22 protein-coding genes are annotated in these 17139 nt (G+C 42.7%); 6 read left to right on the top strand and 16 right to left on the bottom strand.

Annotated elements, in window-relative coordinates:
- Positions 1-96 precede the first annotated feature (96 nt).
- The 10 genes from ftsY to QAS77_RS03835 all read right to left on the bottom strand — a co-directional run bounded on the left by ftsY (position 97) and on the right by QAS77_RS03835 (position 6140).
- Positions 97-1200: a signal recognition particle-docking protein FtsY gene (gene ftsY, locus QAS77_RS03880; protein WP_305064211.1), complete on the bottom strand. Its 1104-nt coding sequence runs from the start codon at positions 1198-1200 to the stop codon at positions 97-99.
- Between the two features lie 59 nt (positions 1201-1259).
- Complete coding sequence (pfdA, locus tag QAS77_RS03875; protein WP_305064210.1) at positions 1260-1676, bottom strand: prefoldin subunit alpha; 417 nt, start codon at positions 1674-1676, stop codon at positions 1260-1262.
- 5 nt (positions 1677-1681) lie between these two features.
- Positions 1682-1858 (bottom strand): 50S ribosomal protein L18Ae, encoded by a 177-nt coding sequence (rpl18a, locus tag QAS77_RS03870; RefSeq protein ID WP_011498294.1) that lies wholly within the window; start codon positions 1856-1858, stop codon positions 1682-1684.
- A gap of 41 nt (positions 1859-1899) precedes the next feature.
- A complete protein-coding gene (locus tag QAS77_RS03865) occupies positions 1900-2553 on the bottom strand; it encodes a translation initiation factor IF-6 (protein ID WP_305064209.1) in 654 nt (217 codons plus the stop codon).
- Positions 2554-2592: 39 nt separating this feature from the next.
- Positions 2593-2859 (bottom strand): 50S ribosomal protein L31e, encoded by a 267-nt coding sequence (locus QAS77_RS03860; RefSeq protein ID WP_011498296.1) that lies wholly within the window; start codon positions 2857-2859, stop codon positions 2593-2595.
- 10 nt (positions 2860-2869) lie between these two features.
- Complete coding sequence (locus QAS77_RS03855) at positions 2870-3025, bottom strand: 50S ribosomal protein L39e (RefSeq protein WP_011498297.1); 156 nt, start codon at positions 3023-3025, stop codon at positions 2870-2872.
- A 141-nt stretch (positions 3026-3166) separates the two neighbouring features.
- On the bottom strand, positions 3167-3760 hold the full coding sequence (locus QAS77_RS03850; protein WP_305064208.1) for a DUF7411 family protein: 594 nt from the start codon (positions 3758-3760) through the stop codon (positions 3167-3169).
- A gap of 2 nt (positions 3761-3762) precedes the next feature.
- The gene (locus QAS77_RS03845) at positions 3763-4122 is read right to left on the bottom strand and encodes a DNA-binding protein (RefSeq protein WP_305064207.1); all 360 of its coding nucleotides are present in this window, start codon (positions 4120-4122) and stop codon (positions 3763-3765) included.
- 100 nt (positions 4123-4222) lie between these two features.
- Positions 4223-4672 carry a 30S ribosomal protein S19e gene (locus tag QAS77_RS03840; RefSeq protein WP_305064206.1) on the bottom strand — a complete coding sequence of 150 codons (450 nt, stop codon included), beginning with the start codon at positions 4670-4672 and terminating at the stop codon, positions 4223-4225.
- A 196-nt stretch (positions 4673-4868) separates the two neighbouring features.
- Positions 4869-6140: an adenylosuccinate synthase gene (locus QAS77_RS03835; protein WP_305064205.1), complete on the bottom strand. Its 1272-nt coding sequence runs from the start codon at positions 6138-6140 to the stop codon at positions 4869-4871.
- A 141-nt stretch (positions 6141-6281) separates the two neighbouring features.
- Here QAS77_RS03835 and QAS77_RS03830 point away from each other — a divergent pair, with 141 nt between their 5' ends.
- From QAS77_RS03830 to QAS77_RS03820, 3 genes are read left to right on the top strand one after another with little or no spacing between them, the layout of a single operon-like run.
- A complete protein-coding gene (locus QAS77_RS03830) occupies positions 6282-6947 on the top strand; it encodes an acyltransferase (protein ID WP_250867425.1) in 666 nt (221 codons plus the stop codon).
- A gap of 20 nt (positions 6948-6967) precedes the next feature.
- Positions 6968-8047: a DegT/DnrJ/EryC1/StrS family aminotransferase gene (locus tag QAS77_RS03825; RefSeq protein WP_305064204.1), complete on the top strand. Its 1080-nt coding sequence runs from the start codon at positions 6968-6970 to the stop codon at positions 8045-8047.
- Positions 8047-8982, top strand: coding sequence for a UDP-N-acetylglucosamine 3-dehydrogenase (locus QAS77_RS03820; RefSeq protein WP_250867423.1), 936 nt, complete (start codon positions 8047-8049; stop codon positions 8980-8982). The genes QAS77_RS03825 and QAS77_RS03820 overlap by 1 nt, the downstream gene beginning before the upstream one ends.
- Positions 8983-9010: 28 nt before the next feature.
- Here QAS77_RS03820 and QAS77_RS03815 read toward each other — a convergent pair whose 3' ends face one another.
- Positions 9011-9493, bottom strand: a complete 483-nt coding sequence (locus tag QAS77_RS03815; RefSeq protein ID WP_250867422.1) for a VanZ family protein — start codon at positions 9491-9493, stop codon at positions 9011-9013.
- A gap of 174 nt (positions 9494-9667) precedes the next feature.
- Here QAS77_RS03815 and QAS77_RS03810 point away from each other — a divergent pair, with 174 nt between their 5' ends.
- The gene (locus tag QAS77_RS03810; protein WP_250867421.1) at positions 9668-10663 is read left to right on the top strand and encodes an MraY family glycosyltransferase; all 996 of its coding nucleotides are present in this window, start codon (positions 9668-9670) and stop codon (positions 10661-10663) included.
- Between the two features lie 25 nt (positions 10664-10688).
- Here QAS77_RS03810 and QAS77_RS03805 read toward each other — a convergent pair whose 3' ends face one another.
- The 4 genes from QAS77_RS03805 to QAS77_RS03790 form a co-directional block, all read right to left on the bottom strand.
- Complete coding sequence (locus QAS77_RS03805) at positions 10689-11897, bottom strand: PGF-pre-PGF domain-containing protein (RefSeq protein WP_305064203.1); 1209 nt, start codon at positions 11895-11897, stop codon at positions 10689-10691.
- Between the two features lie 310 nt (positions 11898-12207).
- Positions 12208-12906, bottom strand: coding sequence for a tetratricopeptide repeat protein (locus QAS77_RS03800; protein ID WP_305064202.1), 699 nt, complete (start codon positions 12904-12906; stop codon positions 12208-12210).
- A gap of 9 nt (positions 12907-12915) precedes the next feature.
- Positions 12916-13548 carry a hypothetical protein gene (locus tag QAS77_RS03795; RefSeq protein ID WP_305064201.1) on the bottom strand — a complete coding sequence of 211 codons (633 nt, stop codon included), beginning with the start codon at positions 13546-13548 and terminating at the stop codon, positions 12916-12918.
- Positions 13549-13764: 216 nt separating this feature from the next.
- On the bottom strand, positions 13765-14175 hold the full coding sequence (locus tag QAS77_RS03790) for a threonyl-tRNA synthetase editing domain-containing protein (RefSeq protein WP_250867416.1): 411 nt from the start codon (positions 14173-14175) through the stop codon (positions 13765-13767).
- A 229-nt stretch (positions 14176-14404) separates the two neighbouring features.
- On the opposite strand from QAS77_RS03790, the gene QAS77_RS03785 reads away from it, so the two are divergent.
- Complete coding sequence (locus QAS77_RS03785) at positions 14405-14641, top strand: sulfurtransferase TusA family protein (RefSeq protein ID WP_172366005.1); 237 nt, start codon at positions 14405-14407, stop codon at positions 14639-14641.
- Positions 14642-14663: 22 nt separating this feature from the next.
- Here the strand turns inward: QAS77_RS03785 and moeB are convergent, their stop codons facing one another.
- The gene (gene moeB, locus QAS77_RS03780) at positions 14664-15482 is read right to left on the bottom strand and encodes a molybdopterin-synthase adenylyltransferase MoeB (protein ID WP_305064200.1); all 819 of its coding nucleotides are present in this window, start codon (positions 15480-15482) and stop codon (positions 14664-14666) included.
- Positions 15483-15722: 240 nt separating this feature from the next.
- Between moeB and thrC the strand changes: the two genes are divergently transcribed.
- The gene (thrC, locus tag QAS77_RS03775; protein WP_305064199.1) at positions 15723-16991 is read left to right on the top strand and encodes a threonine synthase; all 1269 of its coding nucleotides are present in this window, start codon (positions 15723-15725) and stop codon (positions 16989-16991) included.
- Positions 16992-17139: the final 148 nt, after the last annotated feature.

Here is a 17139-nt window from a genome sequence, read left to right as displayed (position 1 = left end):
AAAAGACTGGAAGACCTTACAACTGAAATAAAGGCAGTCTGCAGAAGGGACTGAAGAACATAAATTAAACTAAGAGGGAGTTTGCTCCCTCTGTAATTATTCGAACAACTGGTCTACGAACCATTTAGGATCGAACTTTTTAAGGTCGTCATACCCCTGGCCCATTCCGAGGAACAGAATTGGTTTACCTGTTATGTAGGCAATGGATATTGCTGCACCACCTTTGGAATCAGCATCTGTTTTCGTTAGAATTGAGCCATGAATTGGGACAGCAGCATTGAATTGCTGAGCACGTTCTACAGCGTCATTGCCTGCAACTGCCTCGTCCACAAAGATTATGAGATCGGGAGAGCTTACACGGCAGACCTTCTCAAGCTGTGCCATAAGATTCACATTGGTGTGCATCCTACCGGCCGTATCGGAAAGTATGACATCTACATTATGTGCCTTTGCGTGCTGTACAGCATCATAGACAACTGCTGCAGGGTCACCGCCTTCCTGATGCTTGATCAGTTTTACGCCGATCCTTTCTGCATGAATAGCAATTTGATCGATGGCTCCTGCCCTGAAAGTGTCACCGGCTGCAATAACAACGGAATATTTCATGTCTTTCAGGCGTTTTGCCATTTTTGAGATGGTTGTGGTCTTTCCGGTTCCGTTAACACCTATAAAAACGATATGAACCGGCTTTTCCGCATCCTTGATGTACTCATCAAGATCAAAAACGTTTGCAGACATGACTTTGTAGATAGCACTCCTCAATGCAGTCTCCACAAGTTCACCAGTATTGCTTCCGAGCTTCTTGCGACTTCCCACAAGTTCTTCTTTTACAGACTCGACTATCGCTTCTGCGACATTGATGGCAATATCACTCTCAAGCAAAGCCATTTCAAGCTCCCAGAGTGAATCTTCGATATCACTTCCATCGAGTATGACCTCCCTTTCGAAAACAAGGGCTTTGGCCTTTTGAGCAAAACCGATCTTTTGTTTTAACGGAGCGGGAGCTTCTGCTTTGTCAAGCTTTTCTTTAGAAGAAGAAGAAACGTTTTCCGAAACCTCTGGAGTTGATACTGGGCCTTCTGCCGGTTCGACCTCAACAATCTCTTCGACAGGCTCTTTCAACTCAACAGCCTTCTCATCGATCGTCTTACCGATCGATTGTTTGAAACTACCAAGTTTTTCCTTGAGCTTATTAAACACTAAAACTCATCCTTAAAAATGATAAAAATAAAAAAGGAATCAGAACATAATGAACAAGATCACTGCGGAGGTCTGTTTCCAACTGTTGATTCAATTGAAGCCAGACGCTGCCCTATCTGAGTAAGGGTTCCATTCAAGCGTTCAACAACCTTGCCGAGCTCTTCCTTGCGCTGAGTGAGCGTTTCAATGGCTTCAGCCGGAGTTTTCTCCACACTGATACCTGCTCCGACACTTACAACGATCTTATCGACATCTGCAATATTTGCATGTATCAATGCCCCTGCTCCCAGAGGGATCATCGTATTAATAGCACCGGAAGCGGATTTAAGCTCCTCCAGAGTTAAGATGGCACGTGAGCAATCCTCAATGGACATCTGCACCATACCGAGCTGCTGATTAACTGATTCAGCATTCTGCTGCAACTCGCGATGTTGCGCTGCGAGATTTCGTGCGTCCTGTTCACTCATTTCTGACATAGATCTCATGCCTCTGTGACACTCTCGATCTTTATTAATGCCCTAACGATCCTATGTTTACTACCAAAAGTGGACAATGTCTTATCACGAGCATTCTTTTCATTTTGGCTCTCGACGTTCTTGGTGAACTTCTCCCAAGAATGTCCTGCTTTGAATGTGCCTTTGACAACATAATTCTGCATATGAAATCACCTGTTATATTTATTAATTTAAAGACCAATGATCAAGCAAAGAACAGTGCGTCCTCAACCCTTCCGAGTTCGTGACCCGTAGTATTGGAACCTGCTACATATCCTTTTGAATTGGCGAGCAAACCTGAGCCTACTGCTTGTGAACCATAGTTAGTGGTACCCACTTCGACAGGAAGAGCGAACACATCCTCAAGAACGGAAAGTTCATCCGGTGTCACCATTGGGTGGACCAGTAAACCTCTGTTCGTGGCAACGCCTGCCATTCCAACAGTTCCCAGACCTGCAATAGTGCCTCTGTGAACATCTACTCCAAGAACCCTTGAGATCACTTCTATCGAGCTATCGGTCATTTCCGGATGTACAAGTGCTGCCGTATCATTTGCCAATATCACATTTCCAACGGCTGTGAGCATATCTGGAAGCACTTCGACTGGGACCTCAACGTCTTTGAGATCACTGACATTGGCATCCCTTGATATCAGGAAACCATTTGAATTGCCTTTGGAAAGTGAACCTACCACAATACTGCCATTTATCAATGTAGAGATTACCTTTACATCAAGCTGTTCTGCAAGCAAGTCGATAGCCTTTCCGGCAGTACCGATAGGAACGATAGCCACATCTTCCGTACATGTGGCAAATACCCCTAATACAGGGTTATCATAGATGTTCACTGTTTTGACCATTATTGTCCTATGCTATACGATATAAGATCCATCTTAAGATCAAGCAAGTTCTGCCTGAACTTCTCCATCTTCGAACTTTGCAGCTCGAATACGAATGGACGATGGTGGTTTCTGAGAACCTCGTTCCCAGATTCTGTGATTGATAGTAGCATCTATCTTAATCTGTGAAGGATCTGCTTTCATGTGCCTTACAAGATATTTTCTTATAAGAGACATAGCTCTGCCGGTACGCTTCCACCTTGGAGCAAGCTTTGCTTCACGAAGTGGAATAGTGTAGATCTGTTCCTTTACCGCGTCTTCTGCCATTGTCATCACCTTATTTCACGTCTAAACTGTTCCTTCTCCAGTGCCTTCTCTTTGGGTGGCTAACAACCTTTCTGTTAGTCTTGATGATCACCCAGGTTGGTACGCGCTGATTCTGATTATGCGCTTTTGCCAGCCTTATCTTCTGTCCTTTTGTATTGTGGCTCACTTATCTCACCTGTGATTTGATTAATTGTAACGCCAATCATAAAGATTTGCGTCTATAAATCGATTATCCTATAAATCATTAATCTATGGGCAATAAGATTCCCCATCTGATATCATCTTTATGTTCAAAAAAGAACATATATCAGATACGCTTTAAAACTCTTGATTGCAAATGTTGCGGAAATATATCGATAACTTTTTCATTTCCATATTGTTGCCTTATCAGTTCACGCAACTCTGTCTCATAATCTGCCTTGGCAATACTGTCACTTTGACCTTCATCGATCACCAGATGCTTTTCCACAAGCATGTTGACCGCACTTCTACCATATCCCTGAAGAGGGCAGATGTATTTCACACCAAACCGATCCTCAATGCTTCGAATTTCTGGATCCGTAAGCCTTGGCACACGATCATCACGCCTCACACCATCAGCGATCACTGACACAGCCTCTTCCTTTGCGAGTGCCTCGATCACATTCTTGTGTATGAAGTTGATCGCGTTCTTCGGATAGCCGTCCTCAATAATGGTATTCAATGCAGTTTCCAGAATAGTACGATCAAGCTCCAGTACTCTGTGGGAGAAGCCCAATTCATCAGCCGTTACTTTTGCAATATCCCCAACCGGAAGTATCGAAAATGTGCATGTCACAAGTTCGATATCGAAAAAGGGGTCAAGCAGGATAGCCGACAATGAACTGTCCTTACCTCCACTGAAAAGTACATGAGCTTTCATATTCACATACGAGTTATGGAAGTCTGGCGTTTCTGTGGCTGCATCTGTGTAAGAAGAACTTTAAGCTTCTCATCATCTATCTTTGTCTGAAGACGACCATTTTGTGCAAGCATCACAAGCTGGGATTCAAGCTGTTCAACCAATTCCTTGCGAGAGAGCCTCAATCGAGTCAATCTCTCACGCGCCTCAGGTGTCATGACCTGACGAAGAACTGCCTGAACCTGCGCGTCCCTTTCAGCTTGTGCCTGCTCCTGCTGATATGCAGCCTGAGCATCATTCTGTGGAGATGATTGCTGCTGCTGCTGCTGCTGTTGCTGGAGCTCTGCGAGCCTTTTTTGTCGGATAGCTTCAAGATCATCCACTGTAGATCACATCCATTTATTATATATCAAAGATGACCGCTGGGTCATTGACAGGCAACTTCGGAGTGACATGGATGGGAGCAAACTCCCAATAACCATATCAGTATTTTGCAAGTTCCGGAATGGTCTCAACAAGCTCGTTCTTGACTTCAGTAGAGAGATTGTCAAGTAAAGACTGACCTGCAGGACCGATAACCCTACCGCTTTTCAGCTTGCGCACAAAACCTGCAGTTTCAAGCTGCTGGAATGCTTCCCTCACAACAGAGCCACTGCCCTTTGCTTTCTTGGATGGGTTTGCACCCCTACCTTTCTTACCACCATAGACAGACCTGAGCCTCTCAACACCAACAGGACCCTGCATATAAATAGTCCTCATGATAGCTGCACAGCGGGTGTACCACCAGTCTTTGTCAACTGGAGCGTGCTCCTTGTGAACACCGGTCTTAACGAAAGCTGCCCATTCGGGTGGCTTGATCTGATCATTCTCTTTTAGGTTCTCTGCCAGCTTTGCAATAATATCTGAAGCAGGAACGTCGTATGCTGTAGTCATTATATCCTCCTTGGAATGAAATGTATCGATTGAATTTCTGCATATTTTGATCTTTCGTAAACTTGTTGCAAGCAAGTCATACTCTATCACAATATGTGCATGGAAATAGGGTGTAATTTATTGATTAGTATATACGTGTTTCGGCAGTGTCCCATATCCTCATCTCATACGAGAAAGAAATTAAGGGAAACTACCCTCATTTTTCGAAAGTCTGTGCCCTTCCAGGTCCTACGGACACATATTTGATAGGGACTCCCATCATACCCTCCAGCTTCTCCACATAATCACGGGCAGCCCGAGGAACATCCTCATAGCTCTTCACACCCGTAAGATCATCGGACCAGCCTTCAAGGTCTTCATAGATAGGCTTACACATGCTCAAAAGGGAAGTATCTTCCGGTGGATAGTCCAGCCTTTCACCATTGAGATCATATGCCACACAAACCTTAACGACATCAAGATCTGAAAGCACATCCAATTTAGTCAATGCAACACTGGTATAACCGTTCAGGTTTATCGCTTTCTTGAGCAACGGAAGGTCGAACCATCCGCATCTGCGGGACCTGCCTGTAGTGGTACCGAACTCGTGCCCCACATCATGAAGATGCGCTCCGGCCTCATCATGAAGTTCAGTAGGTAACGGCCCTTCGCCTACCCTTGTGATATAAGCTTTCACAATTCCCAGAACCTCATTGACCTTTGTCGGGCCGACACCAAGATTTGCACATGCAGAACCTGCAATAGTGCTGGAAGAGGTAACGAACTTCTGAGTACCGTGAATAACATCAAGGAAAGTGCCCTGCGCACCCTCGGCCAGTACATTCTTACCTTCAGAGATAGCTTCATTTATCTCATAGGAAACATCAGTGACATACGGAGCAAGCCTCTGACCAAGCTTCACATACTTGTCCATCAATTCAGTATCAGTAACTATTGAAGGATCGCCGCCAAGTTCCCTGATAGCAGCCTCCTTGGATGCAGCCATCTCAGTAAGCCTGTTCATGAGCCTTTCAGAATCCACAAGGTCCGACATTCGGATCTCATCCCTTGCGATCTTATCAACATAAGCAAAGCCAATACCCTTTTTAGTAGTACCGATCTTCTCTTTGCGTGATGATTCACGAAGGCCGTCCAGTTCAACATGATAAGGCATAATGATACTCGTCTTAGCATCTATACCCAATTTATCAGAAGATACCTCAACACCTGTCTTTTCAAGCATATCGATCTCTTCTGCCAAAACCTCTGGATTAAGGACAGTTCCCGGACCTATCAGAACCCTTGAATCGAGCAGGAAACCGGATGGGATCAGATGGAGCTTATAGACATCATCCCCAACGACCACCGTGTGGCCTGCATTATCCCCGCCCTGGAACCTGACAACAAGATCGTAGTCTTTTGATAGCAGATCAACGATCTTTCCTTTTCCTTCATCACCGAACTGTGACCCTGTCAGAATCGTAAACATAGTGGGTGCAATTGCAGTTTAGCTTTAATAAGGTTTTGATTGATAATCTGCAGATAAATTTAATTTACGACAAAAATACTATATTAGCATAGATCATACATAATAAACTAACAAAAAGGGATCTCGTATTAGGTGGTAACATTGGGAAAAAGTACAAACATTCATTCATCTGCAAAGATACTTGGGATCAGTTCCATAGGTGACTATTCAGTAGTCCTTGAGAACGTGCTCCTTGGCTATCCTGAACATTCGATCCTCACGGGACTGCTGGAAAAAGGAATGACAGCTGAAGAAGCAGAATATACAGGTTGTACAATTGGCTCGAACTCGTTCATAAGACCAAACACAACCATATTCAGCAACGTGAGAACAGGTGACAATTTCAGGACAGGCCACAACTGTATGATACGTGAGAACACCACCATTGGAGATAACGTACTTATCGGAACCAATGTCATAATCGACGGGAATGTAACAATAGGGGACAACGTCAGTATACAGGGTAATGTCTACATACCCACGCATGTGAAAATAGAAGATAATGTGTTCATCGGACCCTGCGCCGTTCTGACCAATGACAAATACCCCATCAGAAATGAATATCATCCCGAAGGACCAATAATAAGAAAAGGTGCATCCATAGGTGCAAATGCCACAATACTCCCCGGAGTGGAGATAGGAGAAGGAGCAATGGTCGCAGGTGGAGCATTGGTAACAAAGAATGTACCTGCATGGAAACTGGCCATCGGTTGCCCTGCTGAAATAAAAGAACTGAACGAAGAACTGCAAACGTTGAACAAAATCTAATTACATCAATGAGGCTAAGAATGATCCCAATAGCAAAACCAGATATCGGCGAAGAAGAAATAGAAGCCGTGTGTAAAGTGCTTCGCTCAGGAATGATCGCAGAAGGTAAACGTGTTGCAGAATTCGAGGAAGAATTTGCAAGCTATATTGGAACAGAGTATGCCGTTGCTGTCAATTCCGGCACAGCTGCCCTTCATGCTGCCCTCCTTGCACATGGGATCGGAAGTGGGGATGAAGTGATAACAACCTCTTTCAGCTTTATTGCCACCGCAAACTCGATAATGTACACCGGTGCAAAACCCGTATTTGCGGATATCGAACCGAATACGTTCAATATCGACCCCAGCCTTATCGAAGAAAAGATAACCGATGATACAAAAGCAATTATGCCAGTCCACCTCTATGGACATCCCGCAGAGATGAAGGCCATTACAGAAATCGCCGAAGACCATGACCTGATACTCATCGAAGACGCATGTCAGGCACATGGGGCAGCATACCACGGAAAGAAGGTGGGTTCTTTTGGAACAGGAGCATTCAGCTTCTACCCTACCAAGAACATGACGACCAGCGAAGGCGGGATGATGACGACCAATGATGAAGAGGTTGCCAGAAAAGCAAAGATGATCCGTGCCCATGGATCCCAGCAGCGCTATCTCCACGAAATGGTCGGTTACAACCTGAGAATGACAGATATTGGAGCTGCCATAGGGCTAACACAGCTTAAGAAATTACCCTCGTACAATTCCCTAAGGCAGAGAAATGCAGCCTTGCTCTCAAAGGGACTCGAAGATACAGACGGAATCACCGTACCTGTTGTAAGAGAAGGATGCGAGCACATGTTCCATCAATACACCATACGTGTGAACGATAGGGACGAAATACTAACAAAACTGGGACAGGCAGGAATAGGCACTGGAGTATATTATCCAATACCCATACACATGCAGCCTATTTACAAAGATGCAGGTTATAAAGACGAACTTCCAGAATGTGAGAAAGCATCAAAGGAAGTGCTCTCCCTACCAGTGCATCCGGGAGTTTCAGAAGATGAAATTCAACAAATAATCGATGCAGTCATAAGAGGAGTTGAATTATAATGCTCCGCGTAGGCGTCATTGGCGTAGGTGCCATGGGGCAACACCATGTCAGAATATACAATGAAATGGAAGGCATTGAACTTGTAGGCATTTCAGATGTCGACCAGAAAAGAGTGGAAGAACTGGCAGGCCAATATGGCGTCAAGGCATTTACGGATTATAACGAACTGCTGGAAGAAGGGCTGGATGCCGTAAGTATCGTTGTACCTACAACCCTTCATAAAAAAGTTACTCTCGATGCCATAAATTCAAATACCAACGTACTTGTGGAAAAGCCAATCGCGGACACACTTGAAAATGCTGACATTATGATAGAAGCAGCGGAGAAAGCAGGCCTTACCCTGATGGTAGGTCATATAGAGAGATTCAATCCCGCCACTTCAAAAATGAAAGAGATCATCGAGAGCGGGCTTCTTGGGAAGATAGTGTCCATATCTACACGAAGGGTAGGACCATATAACCCAAGGATAAGGGATGTCGGCATAATTCTCGATCTTGGTGTACATGACATTGATGCGATCTCCTACATGTACGCAAGCAATGTGTCGGAAGTCTATGCCATTGCAGGGAAGGACATACATTCACAGGAAGACCATGCATCCATAATGCTTCGTTTTGGGGAAGACAGAGCAGGACTTGCCAGCACTAACTGGCTGACCCCACATAAAGTAAGGAATATGGAAGTAATTGGCGTGCATGGTGTCGGATATCTGGATTACATAGACCAGACAGTAACGATACACGATGCTAAATGGATAAGGAATGCAAAGGTAGAAAAAGGTGAACCTCTGGCAAAGGAGCTTGAACATTTCACAGAATGCATCCGAACAGGCAAAAGACCTATCGAATCAGGTGTTGAAGGAAAACATGCATTGAATGTCGCTTTAGCGGCTATAGAATCATATAATACGAACAAGATCGTCAAGATCGAATGAAGGGATTGACGATCATATTGCATCTTTTTCATTTTTTTCTGAAAAAAATACTTTTGAAGACAACTACCCAGAAAATTATCTGAGCCAGAGCTATACCTATACCATCCGCTACAATATCATCAAAGCTTGAAGTTCTACCCGGAACATACATTTGATGGAGCTCATCCGTAATTCCGTAAGCTATCCCTATAAAGATAGCAAAGACAGGAGCATATTTTCGAAGCGTAAGATTATCGGAATGACGGAATGTAAGGTGAAGGAGGATTCCGAATCCAAAATATAGGATCATGTGTGCAAATTTATCAAAATTATGAGCAACAAAATATGCAATATCCAACAAATAGGCATTATTACTGTTTATCACAAAATCAATAAGTTGATCATAAAAAGGAATTGGTGAAGATGAAGGTATCTCAATACTGGACTGTGCTGAAAGATAGAATATAATAGCTGCGTAGAATAAGGAAAGTGCAACAAAAATATGAAATATTAATTTCTGCCTATCGGTCATTTTCGCACCTTTCGATTAAAATAATAAAGCTTATTATCAACAAATGAACTTTTGCCCTTACAAGCTACACACTCACAAAAATATATAAATTGAGAGGCACCATTATAAAAATAATACAAATACTTTAACTAAAATGCAGTATGATTTTGAGGCAACAACCCGGATAAATAAAAATTGACAGGTCCAAAAATGTTCAATTTCACATCTCTTTCAACGATACAATATCTGGCGATCATAGGTAATTTATTATTGCCAATTATATTAGTTACAATTTCAATGCCATATTTCATTAAGAAATTTACTGAAAGTGGGGTTCTTGGAAGAGACTACTACAAAAAAGGAGTTGTAAAAATTCCTGAAAGTGGTGGTATCGTTATTTTGCTTATCACCCTTCTTTCGATCTCTTTCACATCACTGTTCTTCAAGTACTCGACCACGAATTACGTCGTCCTCATTGTTATTTGCCTCTTTGGAATATTTGGAATACTCGATGATATGATCGATATCGGAAGGGTATCAAAGCTGTTTTTGATGTATTATTGCTCTTACCCACTTATCCAATACGCCACAAGTACAGCACTTGTGCTTCCAAGTGTCGGACACATAGAGCTTGGGATACTTTATTTGCAGTTCATTGTTCCAACATACGTACTTGTGGCCTCGAATCTTGTGAATATGCACTCCGGATACAATGGACTTGCATCCGGACTTTCTGCAATAGTTCTTTTATCCCTCATCATAAAATCCATAATGCTGGGTGATGTGGAGAATATCTTCACAATAGTTGCCATTACAGGAGCACTGCTTGGGTATTTCCTTTATGACAGGTTCCCATCACAGATCTTCTGGGGCAATGTTGGTTCACTTACAATAGGAGCAACCATAGGTGCATTGATAGTGATACAGGGATTCATCATAAGTGGGTTCATAATGCTTATCCCGCATACAGTGAACTTCCTGCTCTACGTTTATTGGAGGGTTCGAAAGTTCCCAGTCGCAAAATTCGGCCATGACCGTGGTGATGGGATACTTGAAGTACCAAATCCATATACATTGAAATGGGTGCTTCCATATTATTACAACCTTACAGAAAAACAGGCAACCTATGCCATGTACATGCTTACGGGAATTTTCTGTCTGATAGGAATATTCCTTCCGGGAAAAATTTAAAGGATATAAAGCAGGACCATTAACTTTAATTGATCCTGCTACGCCTTATTGCCAGAATAAATATAGAAAGGATACTTATTGCCAATGTATTCTGAGCAAGTGCCTTCTCATCGGGCAGATCATCCGGGGTACTTGAAGATCCATTTGGACCTATCTCACTTCCAGAAATATCATCCGAAGGATGAGCACTAATTGCAAAAGGTGAAAAACCTGGAGTTAACGACTCGAAATAAACATATTCCTCACCTTCTTCTGTCACTTTTGTTTCAAGAGTGGACCAACTATTATCAGAGTATCGATTCAATCTTATATCCGAACTATCAACACCATTCATCTCCATCCAGGAGGAATTTACCCTAAATCCGATTGCTGGAAGATCTATGTTCTCCGGTGTCGCAAAACCAGCATTACCAACCCAAATGTTCACATTCTTATAAACAAGCCCATTTGGAGCATCTTTCACCAGAGCAGAAGTGTTTTTCAGAACTTCAATGGTTGTCGAGATAGCACCTGAATTTTTTTGAGCGGTAAAATTAACAGTTACAATGGGGTTTCCGGGAGAATCGAAATCATATGAGATAGCCTGACCCGACCTTACATTTTTTTCAGCAACATCTTTAAACTCGATGTTCCCAAAATCCTCCCCTGTTGCACCGCTGCCGCCACTGCTTCCACCTCCTCCAGATCCAGAATTGGACATTTCACCATCAGACGGAGCAGACTCACCTATTATTGAGACCATACCATTAACAACTGAGATCGGAACCGCAACAGCACTGGAATTGCTGACCACCACATTGCTCAACAGCAAAGAGGAAGTACCTGATCCTTTTGTATCAAAGACTATCGTAGCAAGTGTTCCAGACTCCATTACCTCAATCTTGCCTAAAGGATAATTAAATACGTTCATAATGGTCCCTTCCGAATTATCGATAGTACCCGCATTGAAAATTGTAGAAGCACCATTTATGAAAACATCACCTTCAGAGATAGAGACCACAGAAAGGAGGTCACTGTCAAATGAAAGGTCAAATTGAGCACCTGATATAGGAGTATCCGGTTCAATATACACTACCACGGTTACATTTGAACCAGTAGCTATAGACTGTTCAGAAGGAGATATACTTACAACGCTCTCCGCTGAGGCCGGAGTAATTAAAATGCTGGCAAAGAGTACAAACAGGAACAATGTGAAAAAATAACCAGATGATCTAAACTTTAAAACATCATGCATTTCGAACACCACCTATAAAGGAAGAAATACCAATTTTTTGAATATAAGAAAAGTTATACCGTATAACATATTTAGTTTTTGGGATAGAAGAATAAGAGAGAGATTTGAGTTAGAGGGGGAGTATGTTGGTTGGTGGTACAAATTTTGTGTTGTTTTGTGGTTCAAGAAGGGGCTCAACTATCTCTCCCAACAACAAATTATAGATAGGCGATATAATACATACGCTTTACCATAAATCGCCTGATTTGTTGAAATTTATGAAATTGATATAACTTCAGCCCTGATCAACAGATCATAAGCCCACAACAATTCAATCTGTCTTTCGCGGGAAAAAATGTTTACATATCGAATCAAGAAGGACCTTCTTGCCGACTTTACCTTTTTTCCGACATGTTCCCCCGGAATTGAACTTACAGGTTTGACAACAATAGATACGGTTTGCAAGCTTGTCACGGACGATCTTTTCATTAAGATCAGTCTCACCCAGCCCACGATGATATTTGTAGTCGTTCCAGCCGGAATAATATAATTGGCTTGCTAATGTCGCTATCGCCGGAGGGTCCCATTCCCCATAAGGAGCACCTATATCCGAAGCTTTAGGGGTAGAGTGCGGCAGTACTGCCGAAGGAGTGCCGTTTAGAAGGTCGAGTATTTCTTCCTTTAATTCCAGGAAAATTTCTTCATCCGGCCTTTTTGCAAGTGCCCTGTTAATGTACGTCTTTGCGCCTTCCAGATTACCAAGTCGCTTAAGGCATACTGCAATATTGTAGTATATAGGAGAAGGTTTTGTCACTATCCCGGGATCAAGTATGATCTCATAATATCTGATAGCTTCCCGAAACTCACCTTTCTGTTGCAACAACAGGCCCATGTTGTTCAATGCGCGGATATTCTTAGGTTGTATTTGCAGAGCCATCTTGAAATAATGTTCTTTCCGTTCAACATCCTTTTCAGATCTGCCGGAGGAAATGTACCTCTCGACAGCACTATTTACATCATCTTTTGCCATGAAATGTCCTCATATCCCTCTTATTCTCTGCACATACCAACCCACAACCGGTGGAATCCAGCATAGATTTGCAACAATGGTCTCAAGGGCAGTAAATGTTTGGGTAGTTGGGCTGAAACCATATATGCGCAATAATAAAAGACCAAAAGGTACGATCACAATTATTGCCAGACTTGCAACCATCACCGGATGATGCATATATCTATTGAACGCTCCAATCCAAGTACCTTCTTTTCTCCTCAGGAAAAGCATCCCGGTAATATTTGCCCCCATCTGGTCACTAAGTGCATAGAAGTAGGGAATATAGAAGCCCTCAACACCATATACATTGACACCTGCAAGACGGCTGGAAAGATCGATCATCCAGGGGACTGCCAAACCAAATAACTTGCCCCAACCATAGGCTTCCGCCATTGTACTCGAACCACCGAGAAAGCGCTGGCGAATTGAATAGATACCTTCCAGTATGCTTTCACCTTCCCCTGACAAGGTCCTGACCAACCATTGCCCGATAGGACTTCTCTGATAACCCTGCATATCAAGGAAAACACCTGCAATAAGACCCAGTACATATCCAGGAATAGTATACCTTATCAGCTCTTCAAAACCCTCACTTTCAGGAAGTTCGCCCTCATCGCCCATACATATTCGAGAATGTTGTTTTTGCTAATTATAGTATATGTTCTACTCCAACTTGATCATTCGAAATATACTGTTCAATAAAAAGGAGAGTAGCATCTTTCGCAAAAATGAGACATTAAGATAGGAATTTGAAGATACCCGACCTTCATGAGAGCTACAGGTAGATAGAATATGGAAAAAATGGATGAAAAGTGAAAATGCAGACCCTACCTATGTTCAAATCTCCTTGAACACTTTTGCCAGAGATTCACCACGAACGCTGATCGAAAATTCTGAAAAATACCCAAAAGCAGTTGTATGAACTTCAAATCCTTTATCTTCCATCTTATCCCTGACAGATGATATCACTTCAATTGCCAGTTCCGGAGAGGATTTGCTTGATGAAAGATGAGCAAATGAATGCAGGACTATTCTTTCCTTGTTAACCTTGTTAAGATACCATTTCAGATTCGCCACAGCTTTTTTTACCACTTTATCTTTTCTTTCCTCATCTTCCGCTTCAACGTGAATAAAAGCGACTGCTGTATCTTCTATCCTCTCATCCCTGTGAACATCCTCCACATGATCAAGCGTTTTGCTGAAGGTCTCGAACCAAAAATATTCCGTATCGAACATTAGCATTTTCATGGATCCTTATCCTCCGTTAGCGTCATGGCAAGACTTTTCTGAAACGTCATACAATTCTTAAAGTATGTTAGTAGATTATTCACATATACATAGCAGCACTGTTTGCGGTAAGAAGTGCCATTAAGAAAAAAGGAATAATTGATTAATGTAGGAAAGTATAGGAATAACGTAAATATTGCCTCATTAAATATCTACAATATTAAGCAGATCATAATTGTGGTTGATTCAAATGGATAAAATAATAGCAGACTTTGAAATTGATGTAAGGGGACAGTGCTGTCCGTACCCACTTATACGAACAAAACAGACAATGGATGATCTGGAATCAAATGAGGTACTGCTGGTCATAGCAAATGATGCCATAACCCCTCAAAACATCGCAACGTGGACAAAAAAGACAGGGAATGTGCTGCTTGCTGTTGAAGAAAAGGAAGGCATATTCAACATATACGTCCGTAAAGCGTGATACAACCATTCCCTATATCGTTTTATCCAATACTACAGACCCCGCCTCCATCCTGATAATTCTCATCCTCAATTGATGTTATCGATGGATCCTGACCACATACAGGACATGAAGGATTCTTACGGATCTTGATCTCATCGAATGACATGTTAAAAGCATCATAGAATATCAGCCGACCTACCAAAAGCTCACCTGATCCCAGCAAATATTTGATAACCTCGGTTGCCTGAATTACCCCGATGATACCCGGAAGTACTCCGATAACTCCGGCTTCCTGACAGCTTGGGACCATTCCCGCAGGTGGTGCATGCTCAAAAAGACACCTGTAACAGGGTCCTTCATCTGGAAGAATTGTCGTGACCTGCCCTTCGAAACGGAAAATACTACCGTGCGAAAGAGGCTTTTTTGCAAGCACACAGGCATCGTTTACGAGATAGCGGGTCGCAAAATTGTCGGAACCGTCCACCACGATATCGTAATCATTTATGATATCAAGGATATTATCAGGACTGATCCTTTTCTGATAAGTGATAACGTTCACATCAGGATTTAAATTCTCAACGAATTTTCTCGCAGATTCAACTTTTGGGACATCAATATTGCCACCATGTATGACCTGCCTTTGAAGATTACTAAGGTCCACAACATCATCATCAACGATCCCAATGGTCCCAACCCCAGCAGCAGCCAGATACTGTATAATAGGAGAACCAAGCCCTCCTGCACCTATACAGAGTACTTTGGAGGAAAGTAGTCTATGTTGTCCTTTCCCACCAACTTCCTGCAGTATGATATGTCTTGAATATCGCCTTATCTGTTCTTCAGTAAATTCGCCTAACATTTTTACCTCCCTGAAAATAATGATCGCAATTCGTGTCAGTATTTTCAAAAAAATGTAATGTCCTGATAAATAGGTATAGAAAGCGGCAATTTACACAATTTGACTCAAAATATCTCAAAAACAAGCTCATAAGACATCACATCAAAATAAAGGCAAATATTGCCTAATAACTAAGGGTAATATTATAACACTTTTTTATGGTGAATGGTTAATAATCATACGCTATTAGGAGATCAAATAATGAGCAAAGTAATTGGTTTAAAATGCAGAGAATGTGGTGCCGAATATCCCAGCGGGATACAGAACACCTGCTACGAATGTTTCGGACCGCTTGAGGTACATTACGATTGGGATGAAATCCAGAATACAGTAAGTGAAGAGAAGATCGCCAGAGGACCTCCGTCCATCTGGAGATATGCAGACCTGCTTCCTTTGGATGGCACGAATTATGTCGATCTCGGTGCAGGTTATAATAAGTTGCACCATGCAAAGAACCTTGGGAAAGAACTGGGACTAAAGGAACTATACATCCTTGATGATTCTGTCAATCCTACAAATTCTTTCAAGGACAGAGTAACATCGGTGGCCGTGAGCAAGGCTCTAGAACTCGGTGCCACCGCAATTGGCTGTGCATCCACAGGAAATCTCGCATCAGCTGTGGGAGCCCATGCTGCAAAGGCAGGAATTCCGGCATACGTTTTCATACCTGCTTCGATCGAGCTTGGAAAAATAACCCAGATGCTCACATATGATCCAAACGTCATAGCGGTTGACGGAACCTATGATGACGCAAATCGTCTTGCAAGTGAGGTCGCAGACCAGAATCCCGATTGGGCATTTGTTAACATAAACATCAGGCCGTACTATACGGAAGGTTCCAGAACACTTGCTTTTGAAACTGCCGAACAGCTCGGATGGAATGCCCCCGACCACATCGTTGCACCCCTTGGAAGTGGAGCATTGCTATGTGCACTTACAAGAGGTTACAGCGAACTCGAAAATATCGGTCTTATCGATTCCGGCAAGAATGTCAGAATTTCAGGATCACAACCCACCGGTTGTTCTCCAATATCAACCGCAGTCCAGAACGATGCCGAGGTAATTCCAATAAGGGAACTCGACACCATAGCCCACAGTCTTGCCATCGGAAATCCTGCAGATGAGTATTATGCAAAGCAGGCGATCCAGAATTCAAATGGTTATGCTGCATCCGTAACGAACGAGGAGATACTTGATGCCATACTTCTGCTTGCAAGAACTGAAGGGATATTCACAGAACCTGCAGGCGGGACAACGGTTGCAGGTCTTAAGAACCTGGTCGAAAGCGGCCATATTGACCCCGAAGAAAGAACAGTTGTATATGTAACAGGTAATGGTCTAAAAGCACAGGAAACTATCGCAGGAGCACTTGATAGTCCTAGATCAATAAAGCCCACATATTCCGAATTCACGAAGAAGTTTAGCAACATAGCGAAAAAGCAAGAACTAACACATCAAGAGGTGAACTAAAATGGTATCTATAAGATTCTCATCAGCATTGAACAATCTAACAAAAACAAGGTCAACAAACATCGATCTGGGTGATACTACAATAAAGACCCTTTTTGATAGACTTACTGCTGAGTATGGCGAAGAGTTTGAAAAGCGCCTGCTTCTG

This window comes from Methanococcoides sp., from assembly GCF_030594565.1.
Taxonomy (GTDB): domain Archaea; phylum Halobacteriota; class Methanosarcinia; order Methanosarcinales; family Methanosarcinaceae; genus Methanococcoides; species Methanococcoides seepicolus.
This window is presented reverse-complemented; position numbering and strand designations above follow the sequence as displayed.

Bases quoted from the DNA above. Each gene is read 5' to 3' on its own strand.
- QAS77_RS03785 (WP_172366005.1), top strand. From the start codon at position 14,405: ATGGATAAAATAATAGCAGACTTTGAAATTGATGTAAGGGGACAGTGC.
- moeB (WP_305064200.1), bottom strand. From the start codon at position 15,482: ATGTTAGGCGAATTTACTGAAGAACAGATAAGGCGATATTCAAGACAT.
- QAS77_RS03795 (WP_305064201.1), bottom strand. From the start codon at position 13,548: ATGGGCGATGAGGGCGAACTTCCTGAAAGTGAGGGTTTTGAAGAGCTG.
- thrC (WP_305064199.1), top strand. From the start codon at position 15,723: ATGAGCAAAGTAATTGGTTTAAAATGCAGAGAATGTGGTGCCGAATAT.
- QAS77_RS03840 (WP_305064206.1), bottom strand. From the start codon at position 4,672: ATGACTACAGCATACGACGTTCCTGCTTCAGATATTATTGCAAAGCTG.
- rpl18a (WP_011498294.1), bottom strand. From the start codon at position 1,858: ATGCAGAATTATGTTGTCAAAGGCACATTCAAAGCAGGACATTCTTGG.
- QAS77_RS03800 (WP_305064202.1), bottom strand. From the start codon at position 12,906: ATGGCAAAAGATGATGTAAATAGTGCTGTCGAGAGGTACATTTCCTCC.
- QAS77_RS03825 (WP_305064204.1), top strand. From the start codon at position 6,968: ATGATCCCAATAGCAAAACCAGATATCGGCGAAGAAGAAATAGAAGCC.
- QAS77_RS03805 (WP_305064203.1), bottom strand. From the start codon at position 11,897: ATGCATGATGTTTTAAAGTTTAGATCATCTGGTTATTTTTTCACATTG.
- QAS77_RS03790 (WP_250867416.1), bottom strand. From the start codon at position 14,175: ATGAAAATGCTAATGTTCGATACGGAATATTTTTGGTTCGAGACCTTC.
- QAS77_RS03860 (WP_011498296.1), bottom strand. From the start codon at position 2,859: ATGGCAGAAGACGCGGTAAAGGAACAGATCTACACTATTCCACTTCGT.
- pfdA (WP_305064210.1), bottom strand. From the start codon at position 1,676: ATGTCAGAAATGAGTGAACAGGACGCACGAAATCTCGCAGCGCAACAT.
- QAS77_RS03835 (WP_305064205.1), bottom strand. From the start codon at position 6,140: ATGTTTACGATTCTGACAGGGTCACAGTTCGGTGATGAAGGAAAAGGA.
- QAS77_RS03815 (WP_250867422.1), bottom strand. From the start codon at position 9,493: ATGACCGATAGGCAGAAATTAATATTTCATATTTTTGTTGCACTTTCC.
- QAS77_RS03850 (WP_305064208.1), bottom strand. From the start codon at position 3,760: ATGAAAGCTCATGTACTTTTCAGTGGAGGTAAGGACAGTTCATTGTCG.
- QAS77_RS03820 (WP_250867423.1), top strand. From the start codon at position 8,047: ATGCTCCGCGTAGGCGTCATTGGCGTAGGTGCCATGGGGCAACACCAT.
- QAS77_RS03865 (WP_305064209.1), bottom strand. From the start codon at position 2,553: ATGGTCAAAACAGTGAACATCTATGATAACCCTGTATTAGGGGTATTT.